At 46.6% G+C, this 19,687-nt stretch carries 20 protein-coding genes; 2 read left to right on the plus strand and 18 right to left on the minus strand.

What is annotated here, in order from left to right; translation table 11 throughout:
* The first annotated feature begins 13 nt into the window (after positions 1 to 13).
* Positions 14 to 1,279, plus strand: coding sequence for an HlyC/CorC family transporter (locus tag Q1A41_RS19820; protein ID WP_299982786.1), 1,266 nt, complete (start codon positions 14 to 16; stop codon positions 1,277 to 1,279).
* Positions 1,280 to 1,437: 158 nt separating this feature from the next.
* Positions 1,438 to 4,674 carry a sensor histidine kinase gene (locus tag Q1A41_RS19825; protein ID WP_299982788.1) on the plus strand — a complete coding sequence of 1,079 codons (3,237 nt, stop codon included), beginning with the start codon at positions 1,438 to 1,440 and terminating at the stop codon, positions 4,672 to 4,674.
* A gap of 14 nt (positions 4,675 to 4,688) precedes the next feature.
* On the opposite strand, the gene Q1A41_RS19830 is transcribed toward Q1A41_RS19825, so the two are convergent.
* From Q1A41_RS19830 to Q1A41_RS19915, 18 genes are all read right to left on the minus strand, one after another.
* Entirely contained in the window at positions 4,689 to 5,015 is a 327-nt protein-coding gene (locus Q1A41_RS19830; RefSeq protein ID WP_299982789.1) for a TraR/DksA family transcriptional regulator, read from the minus strand.
* Positions 5,016 to 5,145: 130 nt separating this feature from the next.
* Entirely contained in the window at positions 5,146 to 6,321 is a 1,176-nt protein-coding gene (locus Q1A41_RS19835; RefSeq protein WP_299982791.1) for a VWA domain-containing protein, read from the minus strand.
* Positions 6,322 to 6,375: 54 nt separating this feature from the next.
* Entirely contained in the window at positions 6,376 to 7,224 is an 849-nt protein-coding gene (locus Q1A41_RS19840) for a MoxR family ATPase (protein WP_299982794.1), read from the minus strand.
* Positions 7,225 to 7,553: 329 nt separating this feature from the next.
* Positions 7,554 to 7,850: a metalloregulator ArsR/SmtB family transcription factor gene (locus Q1A41_RS19845; protein WP_299769848.1), complete on the minus strand. Its 297-nt coding sequence runs from the start codon at positions 7,848 to 7,850 to the stop codon at positions 7,554 to 7,556.
* A 7-nt stretch (positions 7,851 to 7,857) separates the two neighbouring features.
* Positions 7,858 to 8,454 (minus strand): sulfur transferase domain-containing protein, encoded by a 597-nt coding sequence (locus Q1A41_RS19850; protein ID WP_299982797.1) that lies wholly within the window; start codon positions 8,452 to 8,454, stop codon positions 7,858 to 7,860.
* 141 nt (positions 8,455 to 8,595) lie between these two features.
* Complete coding sequence (locus Q1A41_RS19855) at positions 8,596 to 9,051, minus strand: GNAT family N-acetyltransferase (protein ID WP_299982800.1); 456 nt, start codon at positions 9,049 to 9,051, stop codon at positions 8,596 to 8,598.
* Positions 9,032 to 9,772 carry a tRNA-uridine aminocarboxypropyltransferase gene (locus Q1A41_RS19860; protein ID WP_299982803.1) on the minus strand — a complete coding sequence of 247 codons (741 nt, stop codon included), beginning with the start codon at positions 9,770 to 9,772 and terminating at the stop codon, positions 9,032 to 9,034. The genes Q1A41_RS19855 and Q1A41_RS19860 overlap by 20 nt, the downstream gene beginning before the upstream one ends.
* A complete protein-coding gene (locus Q1A41_RS19865; RefSeq protein ID WP_299982806.1) occupies positions 9,772 to 10,149 on the minus strand; it encodes a potassium channel family protein in 378 nt (125 codons plus the stop codon). The genes Q1A41_RS19860 and Q1A41_RS19865 overlap by 1 nt, the downstream gene beginning before the upstream one ends.
* A gap of 186 nt (positions 10,150 to 10,335) precedes the next feature.
* Positions 10,336 to 11,181 (minus strand): methyltransferase domain-containing protein, encoded by an 846-nt coding sequence (locus Q1A41_RS19870; protein WP_299982809.1) that lies wholly within the window; start codon positions 11,179 to 11,181, stop codon positions 10,336 to 10,338.
* Positions 11,182 to 11,264: 83 nt separating this feature from the next.
* Positions 11,265 to 12,470, minus strand: a complete 1,206-nt coding sequence (locus tag Q1A41_RS19875) for a M48 family metallopeptidase (RefSeq protein ID WP_299982812.1) — start codon at positions 12,468 to 12,470, stop codon at positions 11,265 to 11,267.
* 215 nt (positions 12,471 to 12,685) lie between these two features.
* The gene (locus tag Q1A41_RS19880; protein ID WP_299982815.1) at positions 12,686 to 15,274 is read right to left on the minus strand and encodes a VWA domain-containing protein; all 2,589 of its coding nucleotides are present in this window, start codon (positions 15,272 to 15,274) and stop codon (positions 12,686 to 12,688) included.
* Between the two features lie 246 nt (positions 15,275 to 15,520).
* Positions 15,521 to 15,919, minus strand: coding sequence for a hypothetical protein (locus Q1A41_RS19885; protein WP_299982818.1), 399 nt, complete (start codon positions 15,917 to 15,919; stop codon positions 15,521 to 15,523).
* A gap of 56 nt (positions 15,920 to 15,975) precedes the next feature.
* Positions 15,976 to 16,410: a YcgN family cysteine cluster protein gene (locus Q1A41_RS19890; protein WP_299982822.1), complete on the minus strand. Its 435-nt coding sequence runs from the start codon at positions 16,408 to 16,410 to the stop codon at positions 15,976 to 15,978.
* On the minus strand, positions 16,410 to 16,697 hold the full coding sequence (locus tag Q1A41_RS19895) for a YcgL domain-containing protein (protein WP_299982825.1): 288 nt from the start codon (positions 16,695 to 16,697) through the stop codon (positions 16,410 to 16,412). Before Q1A41_RS19895 ends, Q1A41_RS19890 begins: the two co-directional genes overlap by 1 nt.
* 46 nt (positions 16,698 to 16,743) lie before the next feature.
* Positions 16,744 to 17,883, minus strand: a complete 1,140-nt coding sequence (gene rnd / locus Q1A41_RS19900) for a ribonuclease D (protein ID WP_299982827.1) — start codon at positions 17,881 to 17,883, stop codon at positions 16,744 to 16,746.
* A complete protein-coding gene (gene recR / locus Q1A41_RS19905) occupies positions 17,884 to 18,477 on the minus strand; it encodes a recombination mediator RecR (protein ID WP_299982830.1) in 594 nt (197 codons plus the stop codon). It lies immediately after the preceding gene.
* A 29-nt stretch (positions 18,478 to 18,506) separates the two neighbouring features.
* On the minus strand, positions 18,507 to 18,827 hold the full coding sequence (locus Q1A41_RS19910; protein ID WP_299982833.1) for a YbaB/EbfC family nucleoid-associated protein: 321 nt from the start codon (positions 18,825 to 18,827) through the stop codon (positions 18,507 to 18,509).
* Positions 18,828 to 18,871: 44 nt separating this feature from the next.
* Positions 18,872 to 19,687, minus strand: an 816-nt coding sequence (locus Q1A41_RS19915; protein ID WP_299982836.1) for a DNA polymerase III subunit gamma/tau C-terminal domain-containing protein, incomplete at its 5' end; no start/stop codon positions are given.

Raw genomic sequence — 19,687 nt, forward strand, 5'->3', positions numbered from 1 at the left:
GGTTTAACCTTTCTTGAACGAGATCCCCATAAGCCTGCTGTTTGCAGCATTGGCTGTTTTAGTCTTACTTTCCGCATTCTTTTCCAGCTCTGAAACCGGCATGATGGCGATCAACCGATACCGTCTTCGGCACCTCGCCAATAAGGGCAACAGCAGTGCCAAGCGAGTTTCAAAGCTACTACAACGCCCCGACCGGCTCATCGGTGTTATTTTAATTGGCAACAACCTTGTTAATAATGCCGCCGCTGCCATTGCCACTGTAATAGCGACAACGCTGTATGGCCAAGCTGGCATTATCTGGAGCACGGTGCTGCTCACCTTGGTTGTATTAATCTTTTCAGAAGTCACCCCAAAAACCATCGCTGCCTTGCACCCCGAAAAAATTGCCTTTCCGGCAAGCTGGGTTTTGCGCCCTCTTCTGATTTTATTAATCCCGGCAGTTTGGCTGGTCAATGGCATCTCTAATAGGCTGGCTCGCCTTTTTGGCGTTAATCCACTTAGCGATAATGCCAATGAGCTTCTAAGGCCTGAAGAGCTGCGCACAGCCGTTGATGAAGCTGGAGATCTGATCCCAGACCAACACCAAGGCATGCTGCTTAATATCCTCGACCTGGAAAAAGCCACTGTCGAAGACATTATGGTGCCCCGCAACGAAGTTGTCGGCTTAGACATCGAAGAGGATGTTCCCACCCTGATGGAGCAGATTCGCAGCAGCGCGTACACTCGCCTGCCCGTCTATGAAGGGGACATTAATAACATTATCGGTGTTATGCACCTGCGCAACGCGGCTAAGTTTATCTACGGTGGTGATGAAACCATCACCCACGAAGCCATTAAACGCTTTGCCAGGGAGCCTTATTTTGTGCCGGAATCAACGCCTTTACACGTGCAACTTCTTAACTTCCAAAAAGAAAAGCGTCGTATAGCCATTGCTGTCGATGAATACGGCGATGTACAAGGCATTGTTACCCTAGAGGACCTGCTCGAAGAGATCGTTGGCGATTTCACTACCAACCTAGCCGAAGAAGAGCAGCAAGAAATCAGCGCCTTGGAAAATGACTGGTACGCCATCGAGGGCAGCACGTCAATTCGGGATATCAACAAGCAATTAGGCTGGGATTTACCCGTAGATGGACCAAAGACACTTAATGGTCTAATTTTAGAACATATCGAATCAATTCCAGCTGGCCATATGGGCTTTAGCTTAGGGAAGTTCCAGCTTGAAACGACCCGTATTAGCAATAATATGATTGAAGTTGCTAAAGTGCGCCGCCGATAATTGATGAGAAGTATGCTATTTAGCCTTAAAGCGAATAGCATTGCACAAACCGGATGGCTCACAAGGATGGGAAGCTCGCATTAACAAGGTAATCTGTCAGCAGATAGCGTTTACCTTAACTGTATTTAGCTATGGTAGTAAGAAGCCCTATCCTCACAATGCTGTTATGCATTAGCTTGCTTGCCTGTCATTATGCGCAGGCGACAAAAGATGCTGATATTTTCGATCTAGGCTCTCCCTATTTTGAGACCGTGCTAGAGGGAAATTATGAGCTACCCACCATTACCGATCTTGCTCAAGGTAAAAACGGCCTTATTTGGATAGCCACCTATGAGGGGCTTTATCAATACGATGGCTACCAAGTTATTGCCGCCCCCTACTACAATCAACATGGAGAAAAGCTCCCCAATCATTGGGTACGCAAAGTAGCCATCGCCCAAGACGGCAAGATTTGGATGGGTACGGCAGCTTCAGGTCTTTATGTATTAGACCCCAGCAGTAGAAGCTATCAACACTACTCCTTTAAATCCAACACCCAAAGCAGCAACCCCTCGATCAATGAAATTATCCCCCTAAACGCCAATGAAGCCTGGCTGGGCTCTAGTAATGGCATCTGCAAATTCCACCTACAAAAAGGCAAGCTGCTTAACTTCAGCAGGAACAAGCGAACAACAAACAAGCGTGAGCTACCACAACTTAGCGCAACGGTGGTCAGTGCGCTCTACCTAGATGAGGACAAAGAGCAACTTTGGATCGGAAGTACCGCTGGAGTGGATCGATTAGATCTTAAAAATTCAACCATCGACCCAATGTTTCGAAACGTTGGGATGGTAAAACTCAGCCAACAAACCCTAACCAAAATATTTAAAAGCCAAAACGGAAACCTATGGTTTGGCACTTTCGGCAAAGGGGCCTACCGACTAACAAACTCAGGCAACATAGAAAAACTCGACAGTAACGATTGGATCAAAGACATCATCCAACTTCCCAATGGCGATATTTGGATGAGTAGCGCCCGCAGCGGAATCTTAATTTTTGATGAACAAAGCGGTAAACACAAAGGCAGCCACCGCCACAGCCAGAGCAGTGACGCGAGCTTTGACAGCAATAATGCTGGTGCATTTTTACTGGATCAGTCTGGACTCCTGTGGATTTCCACCCTAGGGAAAGGCCTGAGCCGAATCAACATAGCCAATAATTTTTCTCGTAGCCTAGCGCATAACCCAGAAAACCCTCATAGCTTAAGCCACAATGATATCTACGCGATTTACGAAGACAGCGAACAACAGTTATGGTTTTCAACCTACGGCAAGGGCGTAGATGTCTTTGACCCAAGTAAAGGTAAGATTGCCAGAATAATGCCTGCCATTGGGCAAGCTGGAGCACTGCAAGAAGGCACCATCAAAGCGATTGCCGAGGACCGCGATGGCAACATTTGGTTAGGTGGACTAAATCGCGGCTTATACCGGCTAAAGAACAGCCACAAACCCAATGGCCCCCTAGAGCAGTTCACCACTACTGACGGACTATACTCCAATAAAATATTTCGCCTGTTTCCAGAAGCGAACGGCGATTTAATTGTTTTAACACGCCGAGGCTTAAATCGGTTCAATAAAGACAAGCAACGATTAGACAAGATATCCGGCAGCGAATTTTCAATAACAGCAGCGCTTTACTACAAAGCCTACATGCACAATGGCGATCTATGGTTAGGTGGTCCCTCAGCACTATTTTACCTAGCGAAAGGTGCAAAGAAACTGCAAAAAATTGACCTTAAAGGTGATCTAGCCAAACATCTAAAAGACCAACGAATTCTCGCTCTGCACAGACAAAGTGACAGCGAAATTATTCTGGTTAGCCAATCAGCTTGGTATCAATTAACCATAACAGCCGGAACTAAAGAGCTCGACGCGAAGAAAATTCCCGGCGATCATTTCAGCAATGTCGAGTCCTTCCCAGGCCCTGATGGCCGCTATTGGGGCGCCAACTTTGTGTTTAACTTCAGCGAAGGAAAAACACAATTATTGAACCGAGCAGACGGGGTATTCCATAGAATTCGCCGCCCCATGGCTTCTGTTAAAACTCGCTCAGGTAACTTTATTTTTGGCGGCGCTAATGGCGTCAGCATTCTAAAGCCTGCCCAATATCACTATTCACAGTATCAACCACCACTGATTATCAATCGAGTTGATATTGATGGTCGAGAGCTTTTAAAGCCAACAGCTGAGATCACCTTAGCACCCAATGACCATGGTTTTTCAGTTAGCTTTGCCGCACTTGATTATGCTGACCCATTGCGCACGCGCTATGCCTACCGACTCGAAGGTTATGATAAACAGTGGATACCAAGCGACGCCAGTCAACGTTTAGCGACCTATACGAATTTAAATCCAGGCCGTTATGAACTGCATATTCGAGCCAGTAATAGAGCCGGCGAATGGAGCTCAAATACCCTGTCCATACCAATCAATATCAGCGCTGCTTGGTATGAAACCTTGTGGTTTAAAATACTGGCACTTATTTTGATCGTGCTAGTTATTGGCCTACTTTTCCACTTTAGAGTGCGCCACCTGCAAAATCGTAAGCGCATCCTTGAAGCCGAAGTCGATTTAAGAACTGAAGAGCTCAGGGACTCGCTGGACAATTTACGCCGCACACAAGAACAATTGGTTGCCAGTGAAAAACATGCTTCACTAGGTCGCCTAGTAAGAGGGATGGCCCACGAGCTAAACACCCCTTTAGGTGTTGTCAGCATGGCACACTCAGTTATTAGTGATTGTAGCAAGCAAAGCATTGCTGCATTGCCAGAAGAGGCTAGCGGGAATAAAAACAAGCTCTCGCGAAAACTGAGCGGTGCCGAAACACTGATGCACAATAATCTTGAGCGCCTCAATCAATTGATTAGCAATTTCAAGCTACTAGCCGGTAATGAACAGGAAGAAAAAGCAAAAGCCGTTAAGATATACAGCCTTATAGAAAAGGTAGTCGCACAATTACAGCAGCAGTTCATTGCGGGAAAAGTTCGCTTATTTATCGATGGCCCAGAAGACTTGCAAGCGCATTGCAAGGAAAACGCCCTATTCTATGTGCTTAAAGAATTACTCCAAAATGCCCTAGAACACGCATTTGAACACGAACAGCCGGATGCTGAAATTCATATCGAATATGAACTCACCGACCAAGCACTTATCGTAAAGGTTAAAGATAATGGCCTTGGTTTAAGTGAAGAGCTACTCAATACCGCTTTTGACCCCTTTGTAGCCGCGAAAGCTCAGAATGTAGGCCTAGGATTGCATGCGGCGTTCAACAACAGCAGCCAGCAACTTGGCGGGCACTTGAGCTGCCAAAACCAAGAGCGCGGCTGCAGTTTTACACTTCAACTGCCCATGGAATAGCGATCACCGGCAAGCTAACCCACTGCACAGCGAATACAATAAACGGTATGGGGCACGATATTCAGGCGCTCGATGGCGATATCTTCGCCACAGCGCTCGCAACTGCCGTAGCCGCCCTCGTCTATCCGGCGCAGAGATTGTCTAATTTGAGCCAATTCATTACTTACCTCACAACCTATCGCCTCAAGCACCTCGTCATTTTCGCGCTCGACAGCTTGCTCTGCAAAATCTGCAGACAATGGCTCCTTACGATGGCTTACATGCTCTTCAACACGACTTAAGCGACCTTCCAGCTCTGCCTGTCTAGCCAACAACTGATCGCGTATTTGTTCCAATGACATAGTCTCAACCCTCGGCTTATTGTAATTGACAAGCCCTAGCTTAAATCAGTGCAGGTAGAGAGATTTTGATATAAATCAGAAAGGCTAGCGCCTCCTAAAAGGCGCTAGTGGGAAAAGCAAAGAAAACAGCCTATTTCGACAAGAACTTGATACCTTCGTCCAAGCCTTCCAAAGTAAGCGGGTACATATGGCCATCTACCAAGTCTTTAATCATGTCGATGGTCTGGGTATAGCGCCAATACTTTTTAGCCGTAGGATTCAACCAAATAACCTTATCGAAGGTTTCGGTTAGACGATTCATCCAAACATAGCCTGGCTCTTCATTCATATACTCCACACTACCGTATTGACTACTCACCTCATAAGGCGCCATGGATGCATCGCCAATAAAGATGACTTTGTAATCACTACTGTAAGTATGCAATACATCAAACAAAGCTGTTGTATCGGTGTTACGACGCATATTGTCTTTCCAAACACCATCGTAGATAAAGTTATGGAAGTAAAAATACTCCATATGCTTAAATTCGGTTTTACAGGCCGAAAACAGCTCTTCACACAATCGCACATAAGGATCCATAGAGCCGCCAACATCAAAAAACAGCAAAACCTTAACTGCATTGTGACGCTCTGGAACCATTTTAATATCGAGCAGGCCAGCATTTCGGGCGGTAGAGCGGATAGTATCATCTAGATCCAACTCCTCCTCCGCACCTTGACGAGCAAACTTGCGCAGTTTACGCAAAGCCATTTTGATATTGCGAGTGCCGAGTTCTACCTCATCATCAAGGTTTTTAAACTCCCGCTTCTCCCAAACCTTAGTGGCTTTTTTATTGCGACTCTCGCCGCCAACTCGAATGCCTTCTGGGTTATAACCGCTGTGACCAAATGGTGAGGTGCCGCCGGTACCAATCCATTTGTTACCGCCTTCATGGCGTTTCTTCTGTTCCTCTAAGCGCTTTTTAAACTCTTCAATCAGCTTCTCTAGGCCACCCAATGATTCAATCTGCGCTTTCTCTTCCTCAGTTAGATTTTTGAGAAATTCAGTCCGCAGCCAATCTTCAGGAATTAAGGCCTCAATGATATCGTCAAGACCATCGAGATCCTTAAAATAGGCTCCAAAAGCACGATCGAATTTATCAAAGTGCTTCTCATCTTTGATAAGGCAAGTTCGCGACAAAAGGTAGAAATCATCTATATTGCCGAAGGCTAAATGCTTTTCCAGCGCCTCCAGCAGTACCAACAACTCTTTAATTGATACCGGCACATTGGCATTGCGCAGGCCATAAAAAAAATTAACCAGCATGCTAGCAACCTTTTTGCATTAATTTGTGCAAGTTTTTTGGGCAAGCAAGTTGCATTAAGAGCGACTTTCGCGGCGCACCATAAAGGCCAGACGCTCTAACATGTGTACGTCCTGCTCGTTCTTTAGCAAGGCACCATAAAGTGGCGGAATGGCCTTACTCGCATCGCGGTTCTTCAATACTTCATCTGGAATATCATCGGCTAATAACAGTTTTAGCCAATCAATTAACTCAGAGGTGGAAGGCTTCTTCTTTAGGCCTGGTACTTTTCGAACATCGAAAAATACATCTAAAGCCTCATTCACCAAATCAGCTTTAATTGTAGGATAATGCACATCAATGATTTGCATCATAGTGTCACGATCAGGGAAGTTGATGTAATGGAAGAAGCAACGGCGCAAGAAAGCATCCGGAAGTTCTTTCTCGTTATTACTGGTGATGATAACAATCGGTCGCTTTTTCGCTTTAATTGTCTCGCCAGTTTCGTAAACGAAAAATTCCATTTTATCGATTTCAACTAAGAGATCATTAGGAAATTCAATATCAGCCTTATCGATCTCATCGATCAATAATACAACCTGCTCCTCAGCCTCAAAGGCCTCCCAAAGCTTACCTTTTTTAATATAGTTTTTGATATCGTGAACTTTATCATCGCCTAATTGTGAATCTCTTAGGCGCGACACGGCATCGTACTCATATAGACCTTGCTGCGCTTTAGTCGTCGACTTGATATGCCACTGAATCAGGCGCATACCCAAAGATTCAGCCACCTCTTCAGCCAGCATAGTCTTGCCGGTACCCGGCTCACCTTTAATCAAGAGCGGACGCTCTAAAGTTACTGCCGCATTTACTGCCATGCGTAAATCATCGGTGGCAACGTATTTATCGGTACCTGTAAAACTCATATATCACTCCCAAGGGGCATTACTTATTTGTAGTCACTGCTGGCAGATACTAACACAGCCTTGAAATCGCCCGCAGTGGCAAAAAACATCATGGCTTTGGTGAAAAGCGCCATGGGTACAGCTGCTTAGTTGCCGCTCATTGCAGCCAAACAATGGAAAATCGTTGAATTTTTAATCAGGCAGTGTCACCTAAGACCACGAAAAGGACTTTAACCTGTAGACTAAGCTGTAAATCACTAAAAATTAATCGGGGCGTAAAAACACTTGGCCCAGCCGGACCAGTAAGTTGAGCAAAGGCTAGAGTCGCCTTGTCGCTGCGGGTTTGAATCTTATGGGCAGAAAATGTCTTTCAACACACCTATCACCTTAAGGGCTTTTTCACCCTCTAGGCGATAATAAATGGTTTGCGCCTCTCGACGAGTCGCAACCAATTTAGCTTCTCTTAGCCACGCTAGGTGCTGAGAGAGTGCAGACTGGCTGATATCGATATGAGCATTAAGCTCGCTTACCGATAGTTCTTTATCCGCCAAGGTACATAAAATCAACAAACGCTTTTCGTTTGCCAAACTTTTCAAAAAGGACGATGCCTCGCGGGCATTGTCCTGCATAGCTGAGAGATCCATCATATTTGTTCTATTCTTTTGTAAGTGATGCTCTTACCGCTTTTTCAAAACCGGATTTCATCCCCATAGCGCGACCCTGCTCGATGGCAAGCTCAACATCAACACCTTGGTTAATTTGGTACAAAGACCAAACCATACCGACACGATTTCCGGAGCGGCAGTGCAATAATACCTTCTCACCCTTAGCGGCTGCAAAAGCCTGGGCGAACTTTTCTTGAGCTTCAGCGGCTGCCAATTCTCTTCCAAGCGGTATATTGACGTAGTTTACACCCAATTTAGCCAACTCGGCTTGCTCTTGCTCTAAACCTTCTTGGGGTCTACGAAAATCAATAACGGTTTTAACGCCTTTGTCCGCAAAACTATTTAGCTGTTCAATGCTCGGCAAGCCCCCTGCATAAATAGGGCCTAACTGAGCAAACCCCTCTATATCAGAGCTTTGCACGGACTCTAACAATGTACTGCCTTGATCAGTGGACTGTTGTGGCTCAACCGAGCCACAGGCCACCACAAGCGATGCGAAAACAACTAGGACCGCCATTCGAAGACGCGTGAAAGTCAACATATTGCTTAGTGAGGCAGGTTTTTCGGCAAATATATTCATAAACATGGGCTTACCCTCTATTAAGTGATGGCACTACATTAGCACAAGCTAATAATGCATGGTAGCTCCCAGCGCCTGCAAGCTATTGATGGAAAACAAATGAGCTATAGATTGTTGTGCTTTGATCGCAACTTCGGAGCTGTTGCGCTAGGAAGCGGCCTCACAAGACATCATCAGAACATCCCTGCCCTGATCTAATAAGCGCTGATAGGCATGGCTCATCTCAGCGGCCGTCTCTTCAGGGGCAAGTCTCGCAAATCCGATGCTACCGTAGAAGCTTTCTAAGTGGGAAAACGGGTAGCAGTATACGTCCTGGTCAAAATAAGGCTTTAATAGCCGCAACATAATTTTACCGATCCCCTGCCCTTGCATTTGAGGAAGGACACACATCGCCCTCAAAAAAAGCCAAGGCGCATCTGCAAAATTCTTAGGCATTAGCTTAAGCGCCGCAACAATTTCCCCCTCTAAGCGCAGGCAATAAACCCTTTCCCCTCTACCCGCCTTTGCAGGGTAGCGACAAGTCTTGTAGAACTTAGTCACCAAGGGCAAGCTTGCCTCTGGCACTAACTGTAACTCGAATTGCTCAAGACAATAGCTTGGCATTGTTCCTCTCATAGTGTTTGAGCTCAGTTTTTACAGCGTGATTGTTTCGGCTGGCCGCTACATGTCGACCAAACTGATTAAACGCTTTCAGCATCTGCTTAGCTTGTTTCTTTTCGGCCATATGCCAATGTAATAGCGCAATGGCCTGCGCCGAACAGAACCCGCCCTCTTGCTGGTTCCTACGCAGACTAAATGCCTCCATAGGAAAATCAGTGGATATAGGAAGCTCAAAGCAAGGTAAAAATTGCAGCGCCTTTGATTGACGATACATTTTACGAACCTGCTGCCAACTGCCATCTAAGAGTAACAATCTTCGACCCTTCAGCTGCTCTAGCGACAACATCGGATGAGATGTTGAATCCTGCCCTTGATAACGATTTGCAAAGCGTGCAGGAAATAGCAAAACGGGAAGCGGCTCTGAAATGCTTCCTTTATTATTAATATCATCAACATCAATGGCGTCATCATGCGTACATGATGCCATTAACTTTCTTTGCCAGAAGAACATGCGCGAATTAGGCAGCGACTTCCAAATCAGTAATGCGGTATTACTTTCCTTGTTCAACTCTTTCTCGTGAACAAGAATATCCAGCTTTAATGCAGAATCAATTAAGGGCCAGCTTTCACAAAAGCAGGCCAGCTTGCGAAGACGGCAGTTTGGGCAACGATTGGATTCTAGATCAAATGTAATGTCAGCTGGTAGAGCCGTCCCTAAGCGCACTAGCTATCTTCCCAATATTTCTGCATCTCATAAAACAGAAAAGAGGCGCTCCAAGTAACCAGTACTAAGCCTGTTAACGATTCAATGCCGGTAAGGTAGCGTATCGCCCCATGGGGCTCGATATCACCAAAGCCTAGCGTGGTATAACTGGTAAAAGAGAAATACACGCAATCCATAAAGGTATTATTGAAGGCACCCGCAAAACTTCCCCAGGCAGGCTCTTGTATCATCCAGTAATAAACGACCGCGAAAATCCAAATCTCTATAGTGTGAGCAATGAGAGCGCCGATGACACCAACCGCGATACGGTAGCGATGAATAATATGCAATAGTGGCAAGAAACGCGAAAGCGCCCGTAGAATTTCGTAGTGAATCATGACCACCAGGGCCACAGTAATGCAGTTTACCAAAATAAAAGAAAGCACCAGTTAACTCACTCAAATGAACAACGAAAATTATACTCACAATACATTTGCCAAATGTGCAGCCAAACATCTTCATAATGCTGTCTGAACTGGGTCTAGTGTAGCAGATTGTTAGCTTGATTATCGCGGCTGCGGACTTTAACTCGGCTTGCGTAAAATAAGGTGTCGATAACGTGAGCTGCTCACTAAATCCTTGTCTAAGCTCATGGCCATTTCCATATCGAATACAGCTTCAGGGGAAGACAAACCGCCACGCTTGTCCAAAGTGTAATCCGAAAACACTCTAATGCCAGATTGCCTTTGCGGGATAAAACCCGCCGCTAACAACCATTGATCAATCTGCTCAATGCTACTAGGGTTGCTAGGGGTAAGACCACCGCGCACTTTACTGGCATCAATAGTGTCACCTGCCAGCTCACGCTCTACCGACTTAAAATTGCCAAACACCAAGTTTCGCAGGCGCTTTCCGGCGGGGTTGTAATGGCAAAGCGATAACAGTGCTCCAGGTTTCATCCAATGATATAGCCTAGCCAGAAGTTGCTCGGGCTCTTCTAGCCATTCTATTAGGGCATGGCAAAGTATGAGGTCCTGACTGTTAGCCGCTATATCGGCTTGCAGCTCTTGATAGGGTTTGGCAAACCAAGACAGCTGTTCAAAAACTGGCGCAGGAAGCACTTCAGCCGCTCGCTGCCGTGCCGCGGACATCATGTTTTGAGAAATATCGTTGTAAGTGAGTCGGCAACCACGTTCGGCCAACTCAATCACCCACTGCCCTAGACCCGCACCAATATCCAAGACCTGCATTTGAGCGCTGCTGTCAGGCACCTCCAGCTGAGGGATTTCGGCTAGTAAATCTCGCCGTATTACAGCATGGCGCAGGCGCCCTTTTTCAATATTGCCCTGTTGACCTTTATCACCATAGATTTTTCCAGCAAAATGCTCGACCAAATCATCAAAATTACGATCGCCTTCAGAGCTAGACATTGGCCATCCTAATTCTCTTGCTCCAACTCACACGCCTTCCACCAAAGCACTAACAACTCTCGTCTAACATCAAACGTCCAATATTAAGACAAGGCAATATCAACCTCTTCTGCTAATAATTGATCGACGAAAAACTCTGGTACTTCTAGCAGCTCAGCAATATCTTTGAGCTTATGCACTTCGCTTAGTCGAGCATGCCCTTCTGCCCGGGCCATAACACATAAATCGCGCACCAGCTGCATACGCTTAGGTATTGAGTTTTGCTCCACTACCGCAGCAGCGCGTTTTGGCAAATCTTCTGCTAAACGCTGCATATTGAAGTTTTCTTTATACTTATACTTGCCAAAGAAATCTTCAAAGATTTTAATTTCTTCAGCAGAAATTTCGCCGTTAGCATTGGCAATCAATAGTGTTCCAGCAAATAACATATGTCGCATAGCGATAGCCGCATCAGCTTTAGATTCTAAATAGCTTGGCTCCATCAATGCCATCAGTCCCTCAACACCAAGCTCCAATTGATCTTCACTAATACCCTTGTCTTTCATCAAGCAGGAGTTGTGAAACATCTGCAATGCTTTAACTCGCAATGGGCTAAAAGGATGAGTCATAAACCAATCCTGCACCGGAGCCCCAGCACCAGGAAGCTGGTCTTCGGTTTGCATTTCATCCACTTGGCTTAAAAAATCGGCAAGATTAAATTTTACTACGGAGCTGGTAACACCAGAAGCCAACTTAAAAAGTGAGCGAGCGACCGCATCTAAACTTTGTGTGCAATATGCCCCCGCACGATCGGCTGATATTTCGGCGTAACGAGACCAACTCGTTAAGCTTAAGGCAAGATCTGGCGAAGCAGGCTTTTGGCCTTTTAGAACATAGCCAATAGGGATATCGTGATGTCCATAAACATGATGACCAAGCTCATGTCCCATGACGAATCGCAGCTCATCTTCAGCAAATCCATCCAATAAAGCCGAAGAGAACATAATAAACAAACGCCCTTCTTCTGGTTTTACACAGGCCGCATTAAATTGTGGGCTTGAATAAGCGTAAAGCTCAACGGGAATACTAACGCCTAAACGCTCAATACACTCTTCGGCCATCTTGTGCAGCTCAGGCGCCATCGCTTTACTAAGTCGAACTGAGGTGGCTAATAGTCGGCGACGTGTTCCTTGCGGCCCCTGACCTTCGCGCCGTGCGATCTGTTCATTAACAGCACTGACGGTAGGGTCCTTAAGAAGCAGTTCACTAAGGCGAACATCCTGTTTAGAGCGAAGTAAATCAGCGTTCATAGCAATTCTCTTGTGTTTAGCTGTTAATCTTTTGTGCAGAACCATTTAGCTCTGGCGCTTAGCTATAGGTGTAGCTCGGTATCATTAGGCAAGCTTCAAAGTGCTATTCAATGACAACCCTATAAAGCTACTTTACGCTGGATTAGAGGGGCATACAAGCCCTTAAAAACAAGGGCTTTTTTAAAATAAATGGCGGGGTTCTATTCAGTAATTGTTCAGCCCGGTTCGGCATTTTTCTTATTATTTATTTCCGTTAAATCCGCATCAGCAACCGCATCATCGGCCAAATCCAGACTTTCACTTAAGTCTGTTGCCACTTCCTCTGCAGAGCCATCGGCGCCATCTAATTCACTTTGTAAGGCGGCCGCCCAATCGTCGTCGTCTTCTTCAACTTGACTGCCCTGCTCCAACAAAGCATCAATTTCGTCTTCAATGTTGGGCTCGGCCGCAGCCTCTTCTACGACCACCGGCTCAGCTTCATCAGCTGCTGCAGGCACATCTTCCGATGCTTGTGTAACTTCCACTGCCGCGGCCTCTTCGGCAGCCTCGACGGGCTGATCTAAGACCGGCGGCTCAAACTCGTCATCTGAACTAGGCTCATCAACCGTATCTGCCGGAGCAATTTCTGATTCACTGCTCGTATCATCAGCGCTAGTGCTGTCAAGATCATCCATTGCGAGAATATCATCACCTATACCAGCAGCCTCAGGATCTCCCATTTCATCCTCCACAGGAGCCATTTCAGTTTCAGCGGCTTGTGCCGAAGGCTGCTGCTCAGCCGCTTGGGCCTCGCCACCATCGCTCTCAGTACTCTTTTCAACATCGCTCTCAGGAGGACTTTGTGCTTGCTCTTGCTGGGCGGCAATCGTTTCTTTAACTTCGGCAATCGCCTCTTCTACAGGAAGCTCTGAATCATCCACTACGGCATTTACATCGACAAAATCCTCTTCTTCGTCATCCTCTTGCGGCTCTGGCTTTTCCATTATGAAAAAGCGATAAGCCATATAAAGCAATACAACGACCAAAATGTTGCCCAGGCCTAACAAACCATAGAGCAGCCAATTGTGATCTGATGTTTCCTCTACGGGCGCGTTTTCCAGCGCCTCGCTATCATCTTCCGCGATCTCCTCCTCTATTGCTGGCGGTGAGATAGGCGCATCGCTAATCGACATTGAATCGCCATCTAAGACAAGGCTTAAAGGCGGTAAATTATATCGCAGGTGCTCTCCGCTCTGGTATTTGCCACTGACAACCATTTCGAATTGATACAGGCCATCAGCCATAGTTGGTATAAAAAGCTGCCAATTGTTTCGGCTACCCAGCTCCATTACAAAGGGGCGCTGATTACCGTCTTGCTCTACCAGCATTACATCAACTGTGGTCGCATCCAAATCCAAACTTTTGTTGGCGCCGCTGACCGTCAACAAATATCCAAGCTTACCTTCGTCATTTTCAGATTCGATCAACTTTGCTTGAAACGCCGCTTGACTGTTAAATCTGTGAGTGAATGAACGCTGAAAACTCTTACCGTCTAAATTCAAACGCAGAAGATACTGACCACGCTGTGCAAAGTCTTCCAGCTGCCGTTGAAATATTCCATTTTCCGGCGTCTCAGTACCTGCGCTATAAATTTTGTAGTTCCACTGTTTTCTAACATCGCCCTGAAGGCTCAGCTGCGCATTTATATCGAGCAGCGATAAAAACTCCGGGTCGTTTATTACCTGACCTTCCTGACGTAAGCTAAAGATTAAATCGATAATTTCCCCAGGGTTAATATTATTCGGCAAGGCCTTAACCTTGAGACTTAAATCACTAACAACGGTAATACGACTATTTTCTGCGACGTTTGCGCTTACTTGCCACTCACCTTCAAACGGGTGCTGCACAGTAACGAGATCATACCCTTCACCAGCATACCAACTCACTGAATCGTCGTGACGAGCTGCGTCGTATCGGCTTCCATCCGGTGCAATCAACGTAGTGTTCTGTGAAGGTTCAGTGGTAAAAATAAGCGCCGTAAACTCCTCAACAGAAGAATCTACCAAGAAACTCTCGCCATCAAACGGCAACTGCTCAGCAGGTGCAGCCTTATCAAAAGCTTGCAAAAAAGCCTGCATTAATTCGTCGGCACTATGGGCAACCGCGCTGTGGCCATCGGTTGCTCTCGAAAGTTGCTGTAGTAAATCACTGTCCGCATTTTCCGACAAAGCAATAGTATGAATACTAAACCCAGCTTCTTGAATTTTGGGCAATAGATCATTAGCAATGCGCTGCCATTCCAACTGATTAGCATCAGGGTCTTTAGCTATATCAACCATGCCGTCAGTTAACAGAATCAAATGTCGATCAAACTTATCGGCGCTCTGCTCGATATCGTAGCTTGCTTTTTCCAAGGCCAAACCGATATTGGTAAATAGACCGCTAGAGTTTATGCCCTCAGCCTTACTTGCTGCCTTATTCTTCCAATCTTCAGTTACCGCCTGATGAGGAACCAGCATGTTGACATATTTACCAAAGCTCCATACGCCTGCTTTGCTCCCCTCAGGTAGTAACTTCACCAGCAAATCAATTGCAGGTTGGCGTAAATTAGCTGGATCATTAAGCTTCATGCTTCCTGAAACATCGATCAGTAAGCGCACATCAGCCAAGCGCTCGTCTTGCTCAGAAGCAGCTTCACTCTTTGACGGCACGCTTTGATCAACGTCTAACTCCTGTCCATTCAAGGGTATAGCCAGCCCAAGTAACAGTGTTAAGCCAATCAAAGGCGCAAGATTTAAATCCAGTAAACGGCGATACTGCGGCATTCCGCCCTCCTATTCAGTGTATCCACTCGCTGCTAAGCCATGCATGCCCCAAAAAGCAGGAACAAAGAGCCCGTTCGGACTAGTTATCGGCCGAATTGAAAAGATATTTACCGCAGCTTAGGTAGGTATAGCAGTATTCTTAAGGTTTAGTGAGTACTAGACTGAAAGCACACAGCATCATGCACTTCAAAGATAGGATAAGGCGCACTGAGAACTCAAAGAGCTGACGCCTAAATTAACCACAAGCTAGACCTTGTGGCTTTCTTCCAAGAGCTCAGCGCGATCAGCTTCAAGGGCGGCTTGCTCGGCCTGTCGGCGACGGCGCTTTAAAAACAGCAAGTCGATCATAAAGTACGCCAACAAACAAACCCCCAAAGTACTTAACAGGGGAACACCGGCGCGAAGAAAGTCGCCGTCTTCTGTAAACAAAGGGTCTAGCACCGCGACAAAAAGGGCCGGCGACATCAACATCTCACCACTTTGAGTTGCATGGGGCGTCAAAAGTAATACGGCGGCAATAACCCTGAGGCTATTACGCAAATATCGATTCGCAATACCTTTGGTGACAAACCACCACCCCAGTAAAATAATTGCGCTGCCCAGCAGATAGGCCAACCAGGCAAATTGATAATCTTCAGGGCTCATCCCCAAACTCCTTTTGTAGCGTATCGAGTTGAATTTCACCCAACTAAGTAAGAGCCTTACTCAACCCAATAGATAATATGTTCTTCGAAATCTTCTTCGGCCACTTGGCTTTCTGGCAGTACTCGCCCAATCACGGATTGGCCAGCGTCTATAACTGACTGAGCTGTACCACTTATAAGAGGATGCCACTGAGGTAATGGCTCACCGTCAGCCAATAAACGATAGGCACATTGGCTCGGTAGCCAGTGAAAATGCTCTACATCAGCCACACTGAGCTTTAAACATTCAGGCACTCGTTTTTTGCGATGCTTATAATCACTACAACGGGCACAATCGATATCGAGAAGCTCACAGGCAACCTCGGTATAGTAATACGCCCCCGTATCTTCGTCTTCCAGCTTATGCAAGCAGCACTGGCCACAGCCATCACAGAGCGCCTCCCACTCTTGGGGGGTCATCTGCTCAAGCGACTTCTCTTGCCAAAACGCCATTAAAATAATTTGCTATTGTAATGATTAATTTCTTGCATATAGGCTTCTTTTGGAGGCGGCAACTGCAGATAATAGCCATGCTCCTCGATGGCCGCTAAAACCTTCTTGCTATCGGCCTTCGCCAGCTTGCGCTCTTCATCCAATAACATGGTCATGGCTGATTTAGGGGTGCCAAATTTTTCCAATAAGGCTTCAGGCACCTCTTTTAAACCCTTTGCCTTTTCAACATACAAATACAAGCCCTCTTCTTTGGGGCTGCGAAAAACTTCACAAATCAGCTTTTTCATTTCTCAAAGCACTCTATAAATCCGGCGTGGCAGCAGTTAATTGCTGCTAAGCCTTAATGGACTGTTTAAAATAATCACGCAGTGCAGGCAAAAATTGCTCAGCACGCCACCCTTGAAACCTTGCTGACTGCAAAGGTGTCGAAAATAAAAAGTGGCGCAGTAATTCTTCCCACTCTTTTTTATTGAACAGCAACTCCGTCGCTAAACTTTTTTCAGCGGCCATCTCATGACCATGATCACGCAAAGCCTTTAATTGCTGCCCCTGCTCAACGCTTAAAGGTTTTTCTAGCATTTCAGGCCAAGCTTCCTGCTCTTCCACAGCACGGAGGCTTGCCGTTAACAAATACTGACCGTCTTCACGCAGCGTACGTGCCGGAATTCCCTCAACACGGGAAAGCTCCTTCATGTTTTTTGGCGGGCGCTTGGCAATCGCAAACAACTGAGGATCCTTTAACAAACGGCTGCGGGGCACATCACGCAGGCGCGCTTGCTCCTCTCGCCATATGCAAAGCGACTGTAGAACCGCCAGACTCTTAGGAGACAAACGCCAAGCCGATTTCACCTTCAAATAGGCAAGACTTGAATCCTGATCTGTTTTCGAGTTCGCCACTAAGCGCGCACAATCTTCCTGCACATACTCTAATCGACCTAACTTATGCAAAGCATCCATAAGATGGGAATAGACTTGCAGTAAGTACTCCACATCCAAGGCAGCGTAATGGCATTGTGATTCGCTCAAAGGCCGCTTCAACCAATCGCTACGAGTTTCACCTTTTTCCAGCTCCAAGCCTAGAAAACTCTGAACTAATTTTGCATAACTCAGTGAGAAGCCAACCCCAGCATAAGCCGCCGCAATTTGAGTGTCGAAAAGTGGCGCAGGACTCACCCCCAACCAGTGTTGAAACACCTCAAGATCTTCTGAGCAGGCATGAACGATTTTGACCACCGCCGGGCTTTGCCATAGCTCTCTAAGCGGCTCTAAATCACCACTCGTTAACTTCAGAGGGTCGATTAAATAATTGGCGCAGCCATTATTAATCTGCAACAGGCCGATTTTTGGATAAAATGTACTGCTGCGCATAAACTCCGTATCAACCGCGATGGCTTCACAGCCAAGACATTGCTGACACAGCTCACGCAGAGACTCTGCACTGTCTATCCACTGTAACTGCTGTGCTTCGCTCACTTAGACACCCTGACGTGAATTAAAAGCATGGGCTAGTGTACCCCCGTCGATATATTCGAGCTCTCCACCAAGCGGAACACCATGGGCGATGCGAGACACCTTGACCTCTAAACGCTTGGCCTGCTCCGCCAAATAATGAGCCGTAGCCTCTCCTTCAATTGTAGGATTGGTGGCAAGAATTAATTCCTGGATATCTTCATTTTGCAAACGCTGCAATAACACATCAACGCCAATATCTTCTGGGCCGATACCATCAATGGGGGACAAATGCCCAAGTAAGACAAAATAACGGCCACTGTAATTACCAGCCTGCTCGATAGCCAATACATCGGCTGGCGTTTCTACCACGCAAAGTAAATGAGGGTCTCTCTGGGTGCTAGCGCAGGTCGCGCAGATTTCCTGCTCTGTTAATGTCCGACATAAAGTACAACGTCCAACCTTATCTACAGCGCCTTGCAAACTAACGGCCAATTTCGCTGCCCCAAGTTTGTCCCGCTCGAGCAAGTGCAAAGCCATGCGTTGAGCTGACTTTGGGCCTACACCAGGCAATATTCGCAAGGCGTTAATTAATTCATCTATTAAAGGGCTGAACATTATTTATAAACTTATAAAAAATTTGTGCATTAAAAAGGCATCTTAAAGTCAGGAGGAATTCCCATACCCGCAGTCATACTGCCCATTTTTTCCCGGTTCGCATCTTCGACACGACGAACAGCATCGTTCACTGCAGCGGCCAGCAGGTCTTCTAAGATTTCTTTATCTTCTTCCATTAGACTGGAATCAATAGACACCGATTTCACATCATGACGCCCAGTCATAATAACTTTTACCAAGCCTGCGCCTGCCTCTCCTTGAACTTCAGCATTGGCAAGCTCCTCTTGCATATTCTGCATTTTGGCTTGCATTTCCTGGGCTTGCTTCATCAAATCCCCAAGACCTTTCATGTCTAATTCCTCGTGGTTTTACCTTAAGTTACTGAGCAATGCCTTTAAGCCTTTAATGGGTCCGGCCCCAAAGGTTTTACACTGTCAGTTATGAGTTTGGCTTCAAACTCTTCAATTAATTGGATAATGGTCGGGTCTGTCTCAATGGCCGCTAGTGCCTCGGCCTGACGCTGCGCTTTTAAGCGCGCAATAATGGCCGCCGGCGTGCCATCTCCCGCTTTACCTTGGACAATCTGTACCTGCAATGGGCGCTCATAATAGGCGGAAATAATATCCGCCATGCGCTGCTGATGAGCCTGGTCGTAAAGGTGGTTATTACTTTCATCGAGCACGAAGGCCAAACCATTTTCGTCACGTTGCACCAAGGCGCAGTTTGAAGCCGTGGCTTGCAAGACACCACTAAAATCTAATTGGCGGTAAAGTTCAAACCAGGTCTCTGGATCAAGTTCTTCGAAACTAATTGGACGCACAGGAGCAATAGCCACAGGCTCAACGGTTTCAACCGGCACTTCACTGTCAGGCTTTAAAGTCTCTACTACTTCCTGAGCTAAACCACGAATATCCACTAATTGGCCATCTGCGGGCAAGCTTTCCTGTGGACCTTGTGCTGGCTCGGCAACTGGCGTCGGCGCTGGTGTTGCTTGCTGCTCAAGGGGTTGATTGCTGCTCGGCTGGGCGTATTCACCAAGGGCCTCGGCCATTTCCATTTCAGGGGCTGGAGTCGAGGAAGACGCGGTCTGATCTTGAGTAACCGGGCTGGCTGCCGGCGGTGCTATTTGTTCTGGTGCAGGTGCAGGTGCAGGTGCAGGTGCAGGTGCAGGTGCAGGTGCAGGTGCAGGTGCAGGTGCAGGTGCAGGTGC

Origin of the sequence: uncultured Pseudoteredinibacter sp., assembly GCF_947502065.1 — a bacterium.
GTDB lineage: Bacteria > Pseudomonadota > Gammaproteobacteria > Pseudomonadales > Cellvibrionaceae > Pseudoteredinibacter.